Source organism: Sphingomonas sp. LC-1 (genome assembly GCF_025371035.1).
Lineage (GTDB): Bacteria > Pseudomonadota > Alphaproteobacteria > Sphingomonadales > Sphingomonadaceae > Sphingomonas > Sphingomonas sanguinis_E.
Genome location: NZ_JANZXB010000014.1, coordinates 57,365 through 74,422, shown reverse-complemented (window position 1 = coordinate 74,422; position 17,058 = coordinate 57,365). Strand labels below are relative to the sequence as shown.

General features: G+C 64.5%; 15 protein-coding genes, 1 tRNA gene and 1 pseudogene. 8 read left to right on the top strand and 9 right to left on the bottom strand.

Annotated features, from left to right (window positions below; all coding sequences use genetic code 11):
- From NZL82_RS17310 to NZL82_RS17280, 7 genes and pseudogenes are all read left to right on the top strand, one after another.
- A pseudogene (locus tag NZL82_RS17310) lies at positions 1-108 on the top strand (IS5/IS1182 family transposase); the annotation flags it as partial.
- A 179-nt stretch (positions 109-287) separates the two neighbouring features.
- A complete protein-coding gene (locus NZL82_RS17305) occupies positions 288-671 on the top strand; it encodes a TspO/MBR family protein (RefSeq protein ID WP_261270995.1) in 384 nt (127 codons plus the stop codon).
- A gap of 177 nt (positions 672-848) precedes the next feature.
- Entirely contained in the window at positions 849-1,817 is a 969-nt protein-coding gene (coxB, locus tag NZL82_RS17300; RefSeq protein ID WP_261270994.1) for a cytochrome c oxidase subunit II, read from the top strand.
- Positions 1,814-4,324 (top strand): cytochrome c oxidase subunit I, encoded by a 2,511-nt coding sequence (gene ctaD / locus NZL82_RS17295; RefSeq protein ID WP_261270993.1) that lies wholly within the window; start codon positions 1,814-1,816, stop codon positions 4,322-4,324. The genes coxB and ctaD overlap by 4 nt, the downstream gene beginning before the upstream one ends.
- Complete coding sequence (locus NZL82_RS17290; protein WP_261270992.1) at positions 4,321-4,698, top strand: hypothetical protein; 378 nt, start codon at positions 4,321-4,323, stop codon at positions 4,696-4,698. The genes ctaD and NZL82_RS17290 overlap by 4 nt, the downstream gene beginning before the upstream one ends.
- The gene (locus NZL82_RS17285) at positions 4,695-5,273 is read left to right on the top strand and encodes a cytochrome c oxidase assembly protein (RefSeq protein ID WP_261270991.1); all 579 of its coding nucleotides are present in this window, start codon (positions 4,695-4,697) and stop codon (positions 5,271-5,273) included. Before NZL82_RS17290 ends, NZL82_RS17285 begins: the two co-directional genes overlap by 4 nt.
- Entirely contained in the window at positions 5,270-6,307 is a 1,038-nt protein-coding gene (locus NZL82_RS17280) for a c-type cytochrome (RefSeq protein ID WP_261270990.1), read from the top strand. Before NZL82_RS17285 ends, NZL82_RS17280 begins: the two co-directional genes overlap by 4 nt.
- A 1-nt stretch (position 6,308) precedes the next feature.
- Here the strand turns inward: NZL82_RS17280 and NZL82_RS17275 are convergent, their stop codons facing one another.
- The 4 genes from NZL82_RS17275 to lon form a co-directional block, all read right to left on the bottom strand.
- Entirely contained in the window at positions 6,309-6,644 is a 336-nt protein-coding gene (locus tag NZL82_RS17275) for a hypothetical protein (protein WP_261270989.1), read from the bottom strand.
- Positions 6,645-6,816: 172 nt separating this feature from the next.
- Positions 6,817-6,891, bottom strand: a tRNA-Val gene (locus NZL82_RS17270).
- A 61-nt stretch (positions 6,892-6,952) separates the two neighbouring features.
- On the bottom strand, positions 6,953-7,225 hold the full coding sequence (locus NZL82_RS17265) for an HU family DNA-binding protein (RefSeq protein ID WP_261270988.1): 273 nt from the start codon (positions 7,223-7,225) through the stop codon (positions 6,953-6,955).
- A 210-nt stretch (positions 7,226-7,435) separates the two neighbouring features.
- Positions 7,436-9,865 carry an endopeptidase La gene (gene lon / locus NZL82_RS17260; RefSeq protein WP_261270987.1) on the bottom strand — a complete coding sequence of 810 codons (2,430 nt, stop codon included), beginning with the start codon at positions 9,863-9,865 and terminating at the stop codon, positions 7,436-7,438.
- Between the two features lie 137 nt (positions 9,866-10,002).
- Between lon and NZL82_RS17255 the strand changes: the two genes are divergently transcribed.
- The gene (locus tag NZL82_RS17255; protein ID WP_261270986.1) at positions 10,003-11,757 is read left to right on the top strand and encodes a M1 family metallopeptidase; all 1,755 of its coding nucleotides are present in this window, start codon (positions 10,003-10,005) and stop codon (positions 11,755-11,757) included.
- Between the two features lie 128 nt (positions 11,758-11,885).
- Here the strand turns inward: NZL82_RS17255 and NZL82_RS17250 are convergent, their stop codons facing one another.
- The 5 genes from NZL82_RS17250 to NZL82_RS17230 form a co-directional block, all read right to left on the bottom strand.
- Positions 11,886-13,013 (bottom strand): calcium:proton antiporter, encoded by a 1,128-nt coding sequence (locus NZL82_RS17250; RefSeq protein ID WP_261270985.1) that lies wholly within the window; start codon positions 13,011-13,013, stop codon positions 11,886-11,888.
- Between the two features lie 204 nt (positions 13,014-13,217).
- Complete coding sequence (locus NZL82_RS17245) at positions 13,218-13,811, bottom strand: GNAT family N-acetyltransferase (protein ID WP_261270984.1); 594 nt, start codon at positions 13,809-13,811, stop codon at positions 13,218-13,220.
- A gap of 74 nt (positions 13,812-13,885) precedes the next feature.
- On the bottom strand, positions 13,886-15,157 hold the full coding sequence (gene clpX, locus NZL82_RS17240) for an ATP-dependent Clp protease ATP-binding subunit ClpX (protein WP_219020393.1): 1,272 nt from the start codon (positions 15,155-15,157) through the stop codon (positions 13,886-13,888).
- Positions 15,158-15,269: 112 nt separating this feature from the next.
- Positions 15,270-15,959: an ATP-dependent Clp endopeptidase proteolytic subunit ClpP gene (gene clpP, locus NZL82_RS17235; RefSeq protein WP_261270983.1), complete on the bottom strand. Its 690-nt coding sequence runs from the start codon at positions 15,957-15,959 to the stop codon at positions 15,270-15,272.
- A 123-nt stretch (positions 15,960-16,082) separates the two neighbouring features.
- Entirely contained in the window at positions 16,083-17,015 is a 933-nt protein-coding gene (locus tag NZL82_RS17230; protein ID WP_261270982.1) for a glycosyltransferase family 2 protein, read from the bottom strand.
- Positions 17,016-17,058: the final 43 nt, after the last annotated feature.

The following is a 17,058-nucleotide window of genomic DNA, read 5'->3' as shown; positions in this document are numbered from 1 at the left end:
TTCGGTCGCCTCAAGGACTGGCGCCGCGTCGCAACCCGATACGATCGCTGCCCTACCGCCTTCTTTTCCGCCATCACCCTCGCTGCCACCGTCATCTTCTGGCTGTGATCAACGAGTCCTGACCCTAATAAATCGATTTTGTCATCCGCCTTTTTTCCTATGAGGCTCCCAAACATCGAAAGGGATTGGACGTTTTTAATGGAATCGTTGCCAAGTTCAGGGCATAGGTCATTGAAAGTACTATATATATCCTGAATAATTATACCATAATTCCGCCTGAAACCAGAATGTCGCCTTTCGTCGCCGGCGGCGTCGCCGTGGCCTTGTTGGGTGTCAGCGCTCTGGTAGGGCGGCGCAACGCGCCCGATCCGTCGCACCCGCGCATCCGGCATTGGTACAAGCGGCTGGACAAGCCGGGCTTCACGCCGCCGGACAGGCTGTTCGGAGCGGTCTGGCCGGTGCTGGAAAGTCTGGCAGCGGTCGGCGGTTATCGCCTGCTTCGCCAGCCATCGTCGCCGCGACGCGATGCGGCGATCGCCTTGTGGCTGGGCAATAGCGCGATGATCGGGGGGTGGACCGAGTTGTTCTTTCGCGAACGGCGGACCGGTGCCAGCACGGCCGCAGCGGGGGCCATGACGGTCGGCACCGCCGCCTTGGCAGCGACCGCGTAGAAAGTCGATCGCCCCGCCGCCGTCAGCGTCCTGCCACTCGCCGCTTGGCTGGGGTTCGCGACGATCCTCGCCGGGGAGGTGTGGCGGCGCAACGACGCGGAATAGGGCGCCCCCGCTCAACATGAATTTAAGATGACGCAAACATGAACCATTTCGCTATGAAAACGTTTGGTGGCCATGCGGGGGATCAGCATCGCCATCATAGTCGGGACGGCCGCTTTGTTGGCGGGGTGCAACACGCATCAGTCGACCTTGGCCCCATTCGGGGCGGACGCAGCCGATATTCGTCATCTTTTCGTCGTCATGCTGGTCGGCGCGGTGGTGATCGCGGGAACGGTTGCGTTGCTGATGCGCCATGCGGTGCGCTCGCCCGAAGGTGCGATCGGACATGAAAAGGGCATGCGCGTCGTCCTGTGGCTGGGCGGGGTCATTCCGGCAATCCTGTTGCTGGCGCTGCTTGCCTATTCGCTGCCCTATATGCGCCCCCGCCCGGTCGCGCCCGCCGACCTGAAGATCGCGGTCGATGGCGAGCAATTCTGGTGGCGCGTCACCTATCGCCCGCCGGGACGCCCACCCGTTCTAGGCGCCAACGAAATTCGCATCCCCACCGGCCGGACCGTCGCCTTCGCGCTGAGCGCAGGCGATGTGGTGCACAGTTTCTGGATTCCGGGGCTGGCGGGCAAGATGGACATGATCCCCGGCCGCACCAACAGCTTGGTCGTCCGCGCTGAAAAGCCCGGTCGCTATCGCGGGCAGTGCGCGGAGTTTTGCGGTCTTTCCCATGCGCTGATGGCGTTCGACGTCATCGCCATGCCGCCCGCCGCCTTCGACGCCTGGCTGGCGCAACAGGCCCTGCCCGCCCGCACCGACGCTTCGGCCGGGGCGCGGCTGTTCGCGGAAAATGGCTGCGCCGGGTGCCATGCCATTGCCGGGATGACCCCGCCCAGCCGGATCGGCCCCGACCTGACCCATTTCGGATCGCGCCGGACGCTGGCGGCGGGCATCCTGCCGATGACGGAGGCCAATGTCGTCGCCTTCATTCGCCATCCCGAAAAGGCCAAGCCGGGCGTCCGCATGCCCTCCTTTCCCCAATTGTCGGATGACGAGGCCGTGGCCCTCGCCCGCTATCTGCAGGGCCTGAAATGAGCCTCCACGCCCAGGACGATCCCCAGCTTCGCGCCGCGCAGGAAGAACGCCTTCGCGCCGTATGGAAGCCGCCCAGCGGGCTGTTCCTCCGCTGGACCGACGTCAACAACAACCGGGTCGGTGTGTGGTACACGCTGACCGCGTTCGGCTTCATGCTGTTCGCAGGGATATTGGCGTTGATCATGCGCACGCAGCTGGCGGTGCCGGACAATGATCTGGTCTCGGCGAACACCTTCAACCAGCTGTTCACGCTCCACGGCTCGATGATGATGTTCCTGTTCGCCGTGCCGATGTTCGAGGCGGTGTCGATCATCCTCCTGCCCCAGCTTCTGGGCGCGCGCGACCTGCCCTTCCCGCGTCTGTCGGCGTTCGGCTATTGGAGCTTCCTGCTCGGCGGAGTCTTCGTCGGCGGATCGATCTTCTTCAACGCCGCACCCGATGGCGGCTGGTTCATGTATCCTCCACTGACCACCCGCACCGATCTGTCGGGGCTGGGTGCAGACATCTGGATGCTGGGCCTGTCCTTCATCGAAGTGTCGTCGGTCGCCGCCGCCGTCGAGCTGATCGTCGGTGTGCTCAAATGCCGTCCGCCGGGGATGCGACTCAACCTGATGCCGCTTTATGCCTGGTATATCCTGGTCGTGGCGGTGATGATCCTGTTCGCCTTCCCGCCGTTGATCGCGGGCGATCTGTTGTTCGAGATGGAGCGGCTGCTCAACTGGCCCTTCTTCGACGCCGCACGCGGAGGCGATCCGCTGCTCTGGCAGCACCTTTTCTGGATCTTCGGCCATCCCGAAGTCTATATCGTCTTCCTGCCCTCCATCGCGCTGTTCGCGATGCTGATCCCGACCTTCGCGCAGCGGCATCTGCTGGGCTATCCGTGGATCGTGCTGGCGGCGGTCGGCACCGCCTTTCTGTCCTTCGGCCTGTGGGTCCACCACATGTTCGCGACCGGCCTGCCGAAGATCAGCCTGGCCTTCTTCTCCGCCGCCTCCGAAGCCGTCGCCATCCCGACCGGCGTACAGATATTCGCCTTCATCGCCACCCTCTGGGCGGGCAAGGTGAAGTGGTCGACGCCCTTGCTCTATGCATCGGGAAGCCTCGCCATCTTCGTCATCGGTGGTCTGACCGGGGTGATGGTCGCGGTCGCACCGTTCGACTGGCAGGCGCACGACACCTATTTCATCGTCGCGCACCTGCATTACGTGCTGATCGGCGGCACGCTGCTGCCCCTGTTCGGCGGGCTTTATTATTACTGGCCGCTGATCACCGGCAAGAAACTGTCCGACCGGATGGGACGCACCGCCTTCTGGATCATGTTCGTCGGGGTCAACCTCACCTTCTTCCCAATGCATCTGTCGGGTCTGGAAGGCATGCCGCGCCGCGTCTTCACCTACCCTGAGGAACTCGGCATCGGCTGGCTCAATCTCGCCTCGACCGCTGGTTCCTATCTGTTCGCGGCGGGGGTGGCGGTGCTGGTCGTCGACTTGGCCTTGTCCCCCACCCGCGCCAAGGCACCGCGCAATCCGTGGAATGCCGGGACGCTCGAATGGCTGGCCCATCCCGATGACGAGGATTGGGGCATTCGATCGGTCCCGCTGGTCGAAAGCCGCTATCCGATCTGGGACCAGAAGAATTTCGTGGCCAAGGTCGATGAGGGTCGCTTCTTCCTGCCCGATGCCGAAGAAGGCCGGCGCGAGACGATCATCACCTCGGTCCTCGATGCCAAGCCCGTGTCGGTCATCCGACTGGGCACGCCCAGCGTTAAGCCGATGATGACCGCCGTGGCCTTAGGCGGCGTTTTCATCCTGACCACCTATCATCTGTATCTGGTTTCGGCGTTGTTTGGCGTGGTGACGCTGGCCTGCATCCTCTGGTGGCTGTGGGACACCGCCGAAATCCCCGAAAAGCCCGAAAAGCCGATCGGCCACGGGATGCGCATGCCCCTTTACATCTCCGGGCCCGCCGCACCGGGATGGTGGGCGATGTTCATCACCATGATGGCGGATGCCACCGCCTTTTCCGGCCTCGTCTTCGGCTATTACTTCTATTGGACGATCCATCCCGATTTCGGTGCCGGGTTCGACGGGCCGGGCAGTAGCGGCCCGCTCTTCGCGCTCGCCCTGTCGCTGGCGAGTTGGGCCGCGACGCTGGCGGCGCGCGAGGTCCATCATCGTGGCGGGATCCTGATCGCCCGCGCGCTGCTGATCGTCGGGGCGACCATGGCGATCGCCAGCCTGTTCGCCGGGCTTGCCTGCCTGGAAGGGCTGGACCCGGAGGCGAACGTCTACCCCGCCATCGTCTGGGTGCTGGTCGTCTGGACCATCGTCCATGCCGCGATCGCCGCGATCATGCAGCTTTACACGCTGGCCCGCAGCCTTGCGGGGCGGATGACGCCGACCCATGACGCGGACATTCGCAATATCACCGTCTATGCGCATTTCTTCGCATTGACCGCCATCGTCACCTATCTGACGATCGGGCTGTTTCCGGAGACGGGGCTGTGAGGCGCCTGCTGAAACGCGCGCATCGGCTGCGCGTCACCCTATGGACGCTGATCGTGCCGCCGACCGTCTGGGCGGCGCATTTCCTGCTGTCCTACCTTTGGGCCGCCATATCCTGCGCCAAGATCGGCGAATGGGCCCGGTTCCCGACGGTGTTCGCGATCGCCACCGTCATCGCCCTGCTCGTCATCGTCGCCTCGGGCGTGATCGCTTGGCAGCAGTCGCGCACTCCCGGCGACCCGCCGCCGCACAACGAAGGCACCGATGTCGATCGGCTGCGCTTCATCGCCTATTCGACCCTTCTTCTCGCCGGACTGAGCTTCGTCGCGGTGCTGTTCACCGCCATGCCTGTCCTGATGCTGAGCGATTGCCGATGACACGGGTCTATCCGGTCGCGGGCCTTGCCCTGCTCGCATTCGGCTGGACGTTGAGCGGGCAGGGCATGACCGGGCATATGGTCGCGCATATGATCGCGGTGGCGATAGCCGCTCCGCTTCTTGCGCTGGGGATACAGGGCAGTCCAATCGATCCCGCGCGCCGATGGCCGCGCCTCGCCACGCCGCTGGTCGCCGCCCTGGTCGAGGCGGTGATCGTCTGGGGTTGGCATGTCCCGGCACTGCGGCGGCTCGCGGATCACGCCCCCTTATGGCTGATCGCCGAACAGGCCAGCTTCCTGGCGGCCGGACTGCTGCTGTGGTCGGCGGTGCTCGCGCCGCAGCATCGCGCCGCCGGCATCGCCGCCCTGCTGGTCACGTCGATGCATATGACCCTGCTGGGTGCGCTGATTGGCCTCGCCCCCCGCCCGCTGTACAGCCATCACGGCGCGGGCGCGATGCAGGACCAGCAGATCGCGGGCGTCGTCATGCTGCTGGTCGGCGGCATCGCCTATCTGTGCGGTGGGCTGGGGATGCTGGGCCGCCTGCTCCAATCCCGACCGGAGGCGCGCGCATGACGATCCGCATCACCTGGAAACGCGTGATCGCGACGATCCTAGGCCTGGCCGCGCTGGGCATGGCGCTCGCCTGGTCGGGCGTCATCAGCCTCGCCGCATCGAGCGGACATTGGGCGATCACCGACTGGTTCCTCCACTGGGCGATGCGCAACTCGGTACGCACCCATGCCGCCCTCACCGCGCCCAAGGACCCCGCCGACGCCAGCGGACTGGTCAGCGCGGCGGGCCATTTCGCCAATAGCTGCGCGGTCTGTCACGGCGCGCCGGGGCAGAAACCTGCCCCTGTGATGCAAGCCGCCACGCCGCCCGCGCCCGACCTGGCGATCAACGCGCGCGAATGGAGCGACAAGCAACTTTTCTGGATCCTCCAGCACGGCGTCAAATATACCGGCATGCCCGCCTGGGCCGTGCAGGACCGTCCTGACGAGGTGCGCCGCATGGTCGCGTTCGTCCGTCGCCTGCCGGGCATGACGCCTGCCCAGTATCGCACGCTGGTCGCCGAAGCCTCTCCCGCCGTCGATCCGGACAATTGCACCGGGTGTCACGGCACCGATGGCCGGGGTCGCGGCACGCCCGACATTCCGATCCTGGGCGGCCAGAGCCCTGAATATCTGCTCGCCGCGCTGAAGGGCTATGCCAACGGCACACGGTCGAGCGCGGTCATGCAGCAGGTTGCGATGCGGATGGAGCCCGCCGCCATGGAGGCCGCGGCACGCCGCTTTGCCGCGATGCCCGGGCTGGGTGCGAAACCGGCAGGAAATTCTGCGGCGGCACGGATCGTCGAGCGCGGACTGCCCGACAAGCAGCTTCCCGCCTGTGTCAGCTGCCACACGCCCGGCAAGCCCTATCCCGTCCTGGCGGGGCAGCGGGCCAGCTATATCGCCGAGCGCCTACGCCATTGGCAGGGTGACAAGAATGTCGTCGATGCGCGCAAGAGCCACGCGACCATGCCCGTCATCGCACGGCGTATTCCAAAGGATATGATCGATCCCATCGCCCGCTATCTGGCGGGGGATATGGGGGCGGGCCGCTGATTCAGCCACCACGCGGCGTCGAGAACCGGCTCCAGGCAGGCCAGTGGCGAGTAAACGGTGTCGGGAAAGAAATTGATCGACAACCACGTATCGGATGCGAACCGTCCCGCGGCCACGGCGCTCTAAATCGCGGCGACGCGGCATCGCTGGTCGAAATTATAGCGGTCCTTTGGGCTGATCCGCGCAAGGAGTCGCGTGCGCCTTCGCCCTTGCCGCCCCGCACCAGCGCCTGATGGGCGATGGGCCGTTCGGTTTCGCCATCCATGATCGGCTGGAACGCCATGGCAGTGGCAAAGGCCGGATGATCGGGGCAGACGCTGCGATGCCCCTGCTGCATGACAGTCCCCTTTGACGGTCAGCATAGGGAGAGGCCACCAAAGGCACGGCAAATGGTCGGGCATCCGACAGCGCATTGCCGAATCTTGCCGAATAGCCGCCAGAAGGGGGAGAAAGCCTGACCGTTCAGGCTGACCGCCATTCTTTCCGGACCGCGAGGTTTGGGGAAAGAATGGTGGGCGCGACAGGGATTGAACCTGTGACCCCACCCGTGTGAAGGGTGTGCTCTACCGCTGAGCTACGCGCCCGTAACCGGGAGACGGGCCTTTAGGCGGCGATCCGCCGCCTGTCCAGCCCAAAAAATCCGGATTAGTTGACCGAGTCCTTCAAGAGCTTGCCCGGCTTGAACTTGGGCTGCGACGACGCCTTGATGGTCATCGGCTCGCCGGTGCGCGGGTTACGCCCGGTCGAGGCTTTGCGCTTGGAAACCGAAAAGGTGCCGAATCCGACCAGGCGAACTTCGTCACCCTTTTTGAGCGCGGCGGTGATCGATTCGAATACGGCATCGACCGCCTTGATCGCATCACCGCGCGCGAGGCCCGAGGAATCGGCGACGGTAGCGATCAGCTCCTGCTTGTTCATTCCATAACCCCCTATGATCTCAATGATTAGTCAGGCGGACTCGGTTGCCGCTCAAACCTTAAAGGATCAATAATGCCGTTGTTGTGCCGGCTGTCAAACTGTTGTCGCAGGCGGCGCGGACGTCCGCCTAAGCGTCGATCCGCGACAATGGCGTGACAAAAGCGAACAGGGCCACCCGCCTTTCGGCGAATGGCCCTGCCCTTGCGATGATCAATGGTGGCGTTCGCCCCCTGCGACCGCCGGGATGGCGGCGGGCGGCAGTGCGGCGAGTTCGTCCGCATCCGTCCAGTCGATCGCCTCCAGCGGCCCCACCAGTGCGAGGCGAAGCACCTCGTCGACATGGGAAACCGGCACGATCTTCAACCCCTCGCGGATATTGGCGGGAATATCCGCCAGATCCTTCTCATTCTCCTGCGGGATGAGGACGGTGGTGATACCGCCCCGCAACGCCGCGAGCAGCTTTTCCTTCAGGCCGCCGATCGGCAGCACGCGACCGCGCAGCGTGACCTCCCCGGTCATCGCGACATCCTTGCGCACCGCAATCCCGGTCAGCGTCGAGACGATCGAGGTGACCAGGCCGATACCCGCCGACGGACCATCCTTGGGCACAGCGCCCTCGGGCAGGTGGATATGGATATCCTTGCGGTGGAACAGCGACGGCTTGATCCCGAAGCTCGGGCTGCGCGCCTGGACGAAGCTGAAGGCGGCCTGGACCGATTCCTTCATCACGTCGCCCAGCTTGCCGGTAGTCTTCACCTGCCCCTTGCCCGGCACGGTCACCGATTCGATGGTCAGCAGCTCGCCGCCCACCTCGGTCCAGGCGAGGCCCGTGACCGCACCGATCTGGTCCTCCTGTTCGGACAGGCCGTGGCGATACTTCTGCACGCCCGCGAACTCGTGGAGGTTCTCAGGCGTGATCGACACCGACGTCGCCTTGCCCTCCAGGATCTGGCGCAGCGCCTTGCGAGCGAGACGCGCAATCTCACGCTCCAGCGTGCGCACGCCCGCCTCGCGGGTGTAGCGTTGGATGAGCGCCCGCAGCCCTTCCTGGGTCAGCGTGAACTCGCCGTCTTTCAGGCCATGGCTCTCGACCTGCTTGGCAACCAGATGGCGCTCGGCGATCTCGACCTTCTCGTCCTCGGTATAGCCCTCCAGACGGATGATCTCCATGCGGTCGAGCAAAGGCTGCGGCAGGTTCAGCGTGTTCGCGGTGCACACGAACATCACGTCCGACAGATCGATGTCGATCTCCAGATAGTGATCGTTGAACTTGGCGTTCTGTTCGGGGTCAAGCACCTCCAGCAGCGCCGAGGCGGGGTCGCCGCGGAAGTCCTGGCCCAGCTTGTCGATCTCATCGAGCAGGAAAAGCGGGTTGGACGTGCCGGCCTTTTTCAGGTTGGTCACGATCTTGCCCGGCAGCGAGCCAATGTACGTCCGGCGGTGGCCACGAATCTCGGCCTCGTCGCGCACGCCGCCCAGCGACTGGCGGATGAACTCGCGCCCGCACGCCTTGGCGATCGACTGGCCCAGCGAGGTCTTGCCGACGCCCGGCGGGCCGACGAGGCACAGGATCGGCCCCTTCAGCTTGTTGGTGCGCGCCTGCACGCCGAGATATTCGACGATCCGGTCCTTCACCTTCTCCAGCGCATAATGATCCTGGTCGAGGATCGCCTGCGCCGCCGCGATGTCTTTCTTGACCTTGGACTTCTTGCCCCAGGGCAGGCCCAGCAGCACGTCGAGATAGTTGCGCACGACGGTCGCCTCGGCGCTCATCGGCGCCATGGTCTTCAGCTTCTTCAGCTCGGCGGTCGCCTTGGTGCGCGCTTCCTTGGACAGCTTGAGCGTCGCGATCTTCTGGGTCAGCTCGGCGATCTCGTCGCCGTCGCCGTCCTCGCTCTCATTGCCCAGCTCGCGCTGGATCGCCTTGAGCTGTTCGTTGAGATAATATTCGCGCTGCGTCTTCTCCATCTGGCGCTTGACGCGGCTCTTGATCTTCTTCTCGACCTGCAGGACGCCGAGCTCGCCCTCCATCAGGGCGTACGCCATCTCCAGCCGCTTGGCCGGATCGGTTTCCACCAAAAGCGCTTGCTTGTCCGCGACCTTGACCGAGATGTTCGCGGCGACCGCATCGGCCAGTTGCGAGGCATCCTCGATCTCCGCCAGCTGCACCGCCGTCTCGGCGGGCAGCTTGCGGTTGAGCTTGGCGTAATTCTCGAACTGATCGACCACCGAGCGCATCAGCGCGGCGATCTGCGCCTTGACGTCGTGATCCTGCTCTTCGAGCGCGTCGTCATCGCCCTCGACCTGGGCCGCGTCGATCGTCGCGGTCAGGAAGGCACCCGATTCATCGAGCTGGTCGAGACGCCCGCGCGTCTTGCCCTCGACCAGCACGCGAACCGTGCCGTCGGGCAGCTTGAGCAGTTGAAGAACGGTGGCGGTGACGCCGATCTCGTAAAGATCCTCGCGCGAGGGGGCGTCTTCGGCGGGGTCGAGCTGGGCGACCAGGAAAATCTCCTTGTCCGCCGCCATGGCCGCTTCCAGCGCCGCGACCGATTTGTCGCGGCCGACGAACAGGGGCACGATCATGTGCGGGAAGACGACGATGTCACGCAGCGGAAGGACGGGATAGGACTGGTTCATGCAAACTCCGGTCGGCCCCCAACGGGGCCCGTTCGTCACTATATATGGGGAGGGTTGCCGATCCATCAATCGTCCGTGCGATAAGGCGATGTGCGCGCCGCTTGCCAAGCCGGTCCGCTTGGGCGACACCATGTGCCATGGATCGTATACGGAACTGCGCTGCTGCGCTGCTCGCCTCCTCGCTTCTCTCCGCCGCCCCGCTCGCAGCGCAAACCGCGAAGGCCCTTCCGGCCAAGGGGGAGCCCCCGCTGACCGCACAGACCATGGTGTCGGGCGGCGTGCGTCCCCCCGAACAGCTGGCCATGCGCTTCGACAGCGCGGACCTTTCGTTCGAGGTTCTGCCCGATACGGAAGAATTGAACGGCATTGCGGTGCTGGGCTTTACCGCCAAGGCGCCGCTTGCCCGGCTGGTGATCGATCTGGACAAGAATCTGCCGGTCCAGGCGATCGCGATCAACGGCAAATCGTTGAAGCCCGGCCAATGGTCCAATCCGGAAGGACAACTCGTCATCACCCTGCCCCGCGCGCTGCGTGCCGGTCAGAAGGTTAGCGCGAAGATCACCTATGGCGGCACTCCGCATGTCGCGGTGCGCGCGCCCTGGGACACGGGCGTGGTCTGGGCCAAAACACCGGACGGCCGCCCCTGGTTCGCGACGACCGCACAGGGTTATGGCTGCGACCTGTTCTGGCCCTGCCTCGACTATCCGATGGGCGAGCCGGGGGTCGTCACGCTCCACATCACCGTGCCCAAGGGGTTGAAGGCCCCCTCCAACGGCGTGCTGCTGGGCGTCGATACGCTGCCCGACGGCCGCACCCGCTGGAACTGGCGGACCAAGCATCCCAACACCTATGCCATCGCGCTGAACGTCGGCCCCTATGAGGTGGTCGAGGGTTCGTACAAGAGCCGCTTCGGCAATACGATCCCGATGTTCTACTGGTATCTGCCCGGCGAGAAGCAGAAGGCCGAAGGCCTGTTCGCCGAGTTCGCGCCGACGCTGGATTTCTTCGAATCGACGGTCGGCCCCTTCCCCTTCGGCGACGAGAAGCTGGGCGTGGTCGAAACCCCGCACAAGGGCATGGAGCACCAGACGATCAACGCCTATGGCAATGAATATGCCAAGGCGCCCGAGGGCTTCGACTGGCTGTTCCAGCATGAGTTCAGCCATGAATGGTTCGGCAACCAGCTGACCAATGTCGACTGGGACGATTTCTGGCTGCACGAGGGCTATGGCAGTTACATGCAGCCCAGCTATGGCCGCTGGCGCGAGGGCGAGGCGCGCTATGCGGTGATGATGGATACGCAGCGCGGCCAGATCGCGAACAAGTCGCCCATCGTCCATGATCGCAGCATGACCGAGCAGGACGTCTATGAGGACGCCAAGGGCGGCCCCGGTCTCGACATCTATATGAAGGGGTCGTGGATGCTCCACACCCTACGCAACCTGATCGGCGACAAGGCCTTTTGGGATGTGACGCGACTTGCCGTCTATGGTCGCACCGATCCGAAGCCGGGGAATTTCACGCCGCGCTATGGCTCGACCAAGGAATATGAGGGCTTTGTCCGGCAGGTGACGGGCAAGGATTATGGCTGGTTCTTCAACGTCTATCTGCGCCAGGCGGCGCTGCCCGAGATCGTCGAGACGCGCAGCGGCGATCAGCTGACCCTGACATGGAAGGTACCGGGCGGCGGGCCCTTCCCGATGCCGGTCGATGTGCAGGTGGGCGATAGGGTCGAGACGTTGCCGATGACGGACGGCACGGGCACCTTGACCATTCCCGAAGACGCACACGTCGTGGTCGATCCCTGGGCGAAGATTCTGAAACGCTCGGTCGCGATCGAACAGTTCCGCGCGTGGAAGGCGGAACAGGCGGCCAAGAAAAAGTCGAACTAAACACCCGCTCCGTTCAGCCTGAGCGAAGTCGAAGGCCACGGACCGAATGCAGTTCCAGGCGCGCCCGGTCCGACCAAATTACCTTGGCCTTCGACTTCGCCCAGGCCCAACGGATGTGAGGGCCCGACTTAGGGCACCACCGTCACGAACAGATAGGCCGCGAAGATCACCAGATGCACCGCGCCGCCCAGCACGGTGGTCCGGCCATTGCCCAGCGTCAGGGTGATGGTGAACAACGACAGCACCAGCAGGATCATCTGCTTGGCCCCGATCCCCAGCGCGAGCGGGAGGCCCAGCATCAGCGAGACGATCGCCACCGCCGGAATGGTCAGCCCGATCGTCGCCAACGCCGAGCCCAGCGCGAGGTTGAGGCTGGTCTGCAACCGGTTCCGCTTGGCCGCCCGATAGGCCGCCAGGCTTTCGGGTGCGAGGACCAGCGCCGCGATCACCACGCCGACGATGGCGAGCGGCAGCCCGGCGTTCAGGATCGCCGCCTCGACGATCCCCGACAGCCCCTTGGCCAGCAGCACCACCCCGACCAACGCGACCAGCAGCATCCCCAATGCCGCCCAGGCGGCCGCATTGGTCGGCGGCTCGGCATGGGCGTCGGCGGGCAGATCCTCATGCCCGGGCAGGAAATAGTCGCGGTGCCGCACCGTCTGCACCATGACGAAGGTGCCGTAGAGGATGACGCTGACGATCGCGACGAAGACCAGCTGCGAGGTGGCATAGGTCGGCCCCGGCGCGGACGAGACATAATTGGGCAGGACCAGCGACAGCACGACCATTGCGGTCAGCACGTTCAGCGACGAACTGGCGCCCCGCAGCGAGAAGCGCTGCTCGCCATGCTGCACGCCCCCCGCCAGCAGGCAGAGGCCGACAATGCCGTTGAGGATGATCATGATCGCCGCGAACACGGTATCGCGCGCCAGGCTGGAGGCATCGCCGGCATCGGACAGCATCAGACTGACGATCAGAGATACCTCGATCACCGTCACCGCGACCGCCAGGACGAGCGTGCCGAACGGCTCGCCGACCCGGTGGGCGACGACCTCGGCCTGATGCACCGCCGACAGCACGCAGCCGAACAGAATGATCGCCGCGACGACCACCCCCACCGTCCCCATCTTGTAGAGCGACACGGCGATGGCCAGCAGGCCCAGCAACGGGAACACCAGGGTCCACCAGGGCATCAACAGACGCTGGAGCAATGCGCGCTTTTGTCCGGGGGAGACGATGGCGTCGGGTTCGCTCATGGCTGGTCGGGTCTCCTCGTCATGGCATGATGACATTCCTGTCATGCCAATGCGCCAACCGCCCTGTTGGCTCCCGATCAGGACGAAAATCATTGCGACGTCGCAACCAAATGCCGGTCGCGCCGCTCGAGGTCGGCCTGGGAACAAAGCCCTCAACGGGATGACACAGCTTATCCCGATGAGGCAGGCTTACCGGAGACGAATTTACTTTCCCCCGACCGGCCGCATCATCGACCAGAAGCGTGGGCCGCCTTTCGGGACCGACCATTGCTCCGTCAGCTCGAACCCCAACCGCGCGTAGAGCCCGACATTGCTCTCGGTCGCGGTCTCCAGATAGGCGGGCACGCCGTCCGCGTCGCATCTGGCGAGCCCTGCGCGGATCGACGCGCCGCCCAGCCCCCGTCCCTGCTGCGCCGGATCGACGCCCGCGATGTGCAGATACCAGAAGGGCCCGGCCGGAAAATGCGCTTCGACCGCATCGCCCAGCCGCATCGCGCGGGGCAGCGATGGCCCCAGGGCGTGCAGCACGGGGATCAGCCGGCGGACAAAGGCCATGGTCGGCACATGCGCCCGCCCGGGCGGTCGCCAAAAGGTTCCCGCATCCGCCTCTTCGCTCACCAGCCGCATCCCGACCGCATCGCTGTCGAACAGCAGCGCAAACAGGCGCGGCAGGCGCCTTGCCCGGTCGGTCGGATCTGGAAAGATATAGGACATGGCCGGATCGTCGGCGAAAGCGCGGCCCAGCATCCGCGCCACCGCCACCCGGTCCGCACTCACCGCATCGCGCATCACGGTCATTGCATCGCCCTCAGGAAAAACGGGCGCTCCTTTCGGAAGCGCCCGCTTTCTACCATCAGTCGTGCGGCTGGCGATCAGGCCGCCGCGTCGTCCTTCTTCTTCGCCTTTTCGGCATAGACGCGGATCGGCTCCTTGCGGCCCTCGACCACGTCCTTGTCGACCATCACTTCGTCGACGCCGTCCATGCCGGGCAGGTCGAACATGGTGTCGAGCAAGATGCCCTCCAGGATCGAGCGAAGCCCGCGTGCGCCGGTCTTGCGCTCGATCGCCTTCTTGGCGACCGTGGTCAGCGCATCGTCGGTGAAGTCGAGTTCGACGCTCTCCATCTCGAACAGCTTCTGATACTGCTTGACCAGTGCGTTCTTCGGCTCGGACAGAATCTTGACCAGCGCCGCAATGTCCAAGTCCTCGAGCGTCGCGATGACCGGCAGGCGCCCGACGAATTCGGGGATCAGGCCGAACTTCAGCAGATCCTCGGGCTCGGTCTGGCGCAGATATTCACCAGTCCGCTTCTCCTCGGGAGCCGCGACATAGGCGCCGAAGCCGATCGACTTGCCCTGCAGACGGTCGCCGATGATCTTTTCCAGACCCGCGAACGCGCCGCCGCAGATGAACAGGATGTTCGTCGTGTCGACCTGCAGGAATTCCTGCTGCGGATGCTTGCGGCCGCCCTGGGGCGGAACGCTGGCGGTCGTGCCTTCCATCAGCTTGAGCAGCGCCTGCTGGACGCCCTCGCCCGACACGTCTCGGGTAATCGAGGGATTCTCGGCCTTGCGGCTAATCTTGTCGATTTCGTCGATATACACGATGCCGCGCTGCGCCCGCTCGACATTGTAGTCCGATGCCTGGAGCAGCTTGAGGATGATGTTCTCGACATCCTCGCCGACATAGCCCGCCTCGGTCAGCGTCGTCGCATCCGCCATGGTGAACGGCACATCGAGGATGCGCGCCAGCGTCTGCGCGAGCAACGTCTTGCCGCAGCCGGTCGGGCCGACGAGCAGGATGTTCGACTTGGCGAGTTCGACATCGGCGCCCTTCGCGCCGTGGTTCAGGCGCTTATAGTGGTTGTGCACCGCAACCGACAGGACGCGCTTGGCCTGCTTCTGCCCGATGACATAATCGTCGAGCACGTTGCAGATTTCCTGCGGCGTCGGCACGCCACCATCCTTCTTGGACACCAAAGCGGACTTGGTCTCCTCACGGATGATGTCGTTGCACAGCTCCACGCACTCGTCGCAAATGAAGACGGTCGGCCCCGCGATCAGCTTGCGCACCTCGTGCTGCGACTTGCCGCAGAACGAGCAATAGAGGGTGCTTTTCGAGTTGCCACCGCTCACCTTGTCCATCAATCACCTCTCGCACCCATCAAACGGTGCGCTACCGTTGCCGGGGTGCGCATCGTACCGCACCCCGATAAAGTCACAATCGAAATAAACCGTTCATAGTGAACGGCCCGCCTTATGCGGCGGCCGACGCGTCGTCGGCCGGGACCGGACGCTTGTCGAACACCTGATCGATCAAGCCGAACTCCTTGGCTTCCTCGGAGCTCATGAACTTGTCGCGGTCCATCGCACGCTCGATTTCCTCCAGCGGCTTGCCGGTATATTTGGCGTACAGCGTGTTCAGGAAATGCCGCATGCGCAGGATTTCGCGCGCCTGGATCTCGATATCGGCCGCCATGCCCTGCGCCCCGCCCGAAGGCTGGTGGATCATGATGCGGCTGTTCGTCGTCGCAAAGCGCATGCCCGGTTCACCGGCGGCCAGCAGGAAGCTGCCCATCGATGCGGCCTGGCCGATGCACAGCGTGCCGACGCGCGGACGGATATACTGCATCGTGTCATGGATCGCCATGCCCGCCGTGACGACACCGCCCGGCGAGTTGATGTACATATAGATGTCCTTCTTCGGATTTTCCGATTCAAGGAACAGCAGCTGCGCGCAGATCAGCGAGGCCATGCCGTCCTCTACACCGCCGGTGACGAAGATGATGCGCTCGCGGAGCAGGCGGCTGAAAATATCGAACGACCGTTCGCCGCGGTTCGACTGTTCGATGACGATCGGAACCAGACCGGCCTGCGTCTGCCGAAGCCCCACACCGGCATGCGCCAGCGGGCTCGCGAAATCGCCGGTCTCGAACGGATTGTGCATGGAAATCTCTCTTATGCCCAGAAGAGCCCCTATGTCGCGTGATGCCCGCGCATATTCAAGCCCCGGCGACACCCCAACAATGTTGCCGTGCAGCGATTATCTCTTTCAGGAATGAAAATCGGATTAGCGCGCGATCCCGGGCGCGGGCAGCGCCAGATAGGCCAGCCGCCGCACCTCCTGCCGCCCGCGCACCACCGTATCGAGGATCAGCCCGGTGAACAGGTTAAGTCCGGCCAGCAGCATCAGCCCGGTCGACAGGATCGCGGTCGGGAAGCGCGGCACCTGATGCGTCTCCACATAGGTCAGGATCAACGGCACCGCGAGCAGCACCGCCACGCCCGCGAACAGCGCAGCGATCGCGCCGAAGAACCACATGGGCCGCTCGATCCGATAGAGCTTCAGGATGGTACGCAGGATGCGCCAGCCATCCGAATAGGTGCTCAGCTTCGACGCCGACCCCTCGGGCCGCGCATAATAGGGCGTCGCGATTTCGGCGCAGGGCATTTTGAGTTCGAGCGCATGGACGCTGATTTCGGTCTCGATCTCGAAGCCAACCGACAGGACGGGGAAGCTTTTGACGAAGCGACGCGAAAAGACGCGGTAGCCCGAGAGGATGTCGGTGAAACTCCGCCCGAACAGCTTGGCGAGCATTCCCGTCAGCATCGCATTGCCGAACCGGTGTCCGCGACGATAGGCCAGCTCGGCCTCGCTGATCCGCTGCCCGACCACCATGTCGAGCTGTTCCTCGACCACGCGCCGCACCAGATCGGGGGCGGACGCCGCGTCATAGGTCGCGTCGCCATCGGCCATGACATAGATGTCCGCGTCGATATCGGCGAACATGCGGCGCACCACCGCGCCCTTGCCCTGGATACGTTCCGACCGGACGATCGCGCCAGCCGCCCGTGCGACCTCGATCGTGCGGTCCTTGCTGTTATTGTCGTAGACATAGATGGCGGCGTTCGGCAGCGCCTCCCGAAACCCTGCGATGGTCTGCGCAATCGCCGCCTCTTCGTTATAGCAGGGCAGCAGCACCGCGATCCGGGTCTCGTTCACACCTAGTCCTCGTCAAAAGGCGGGCGATCCCGCCCTCCGTCCC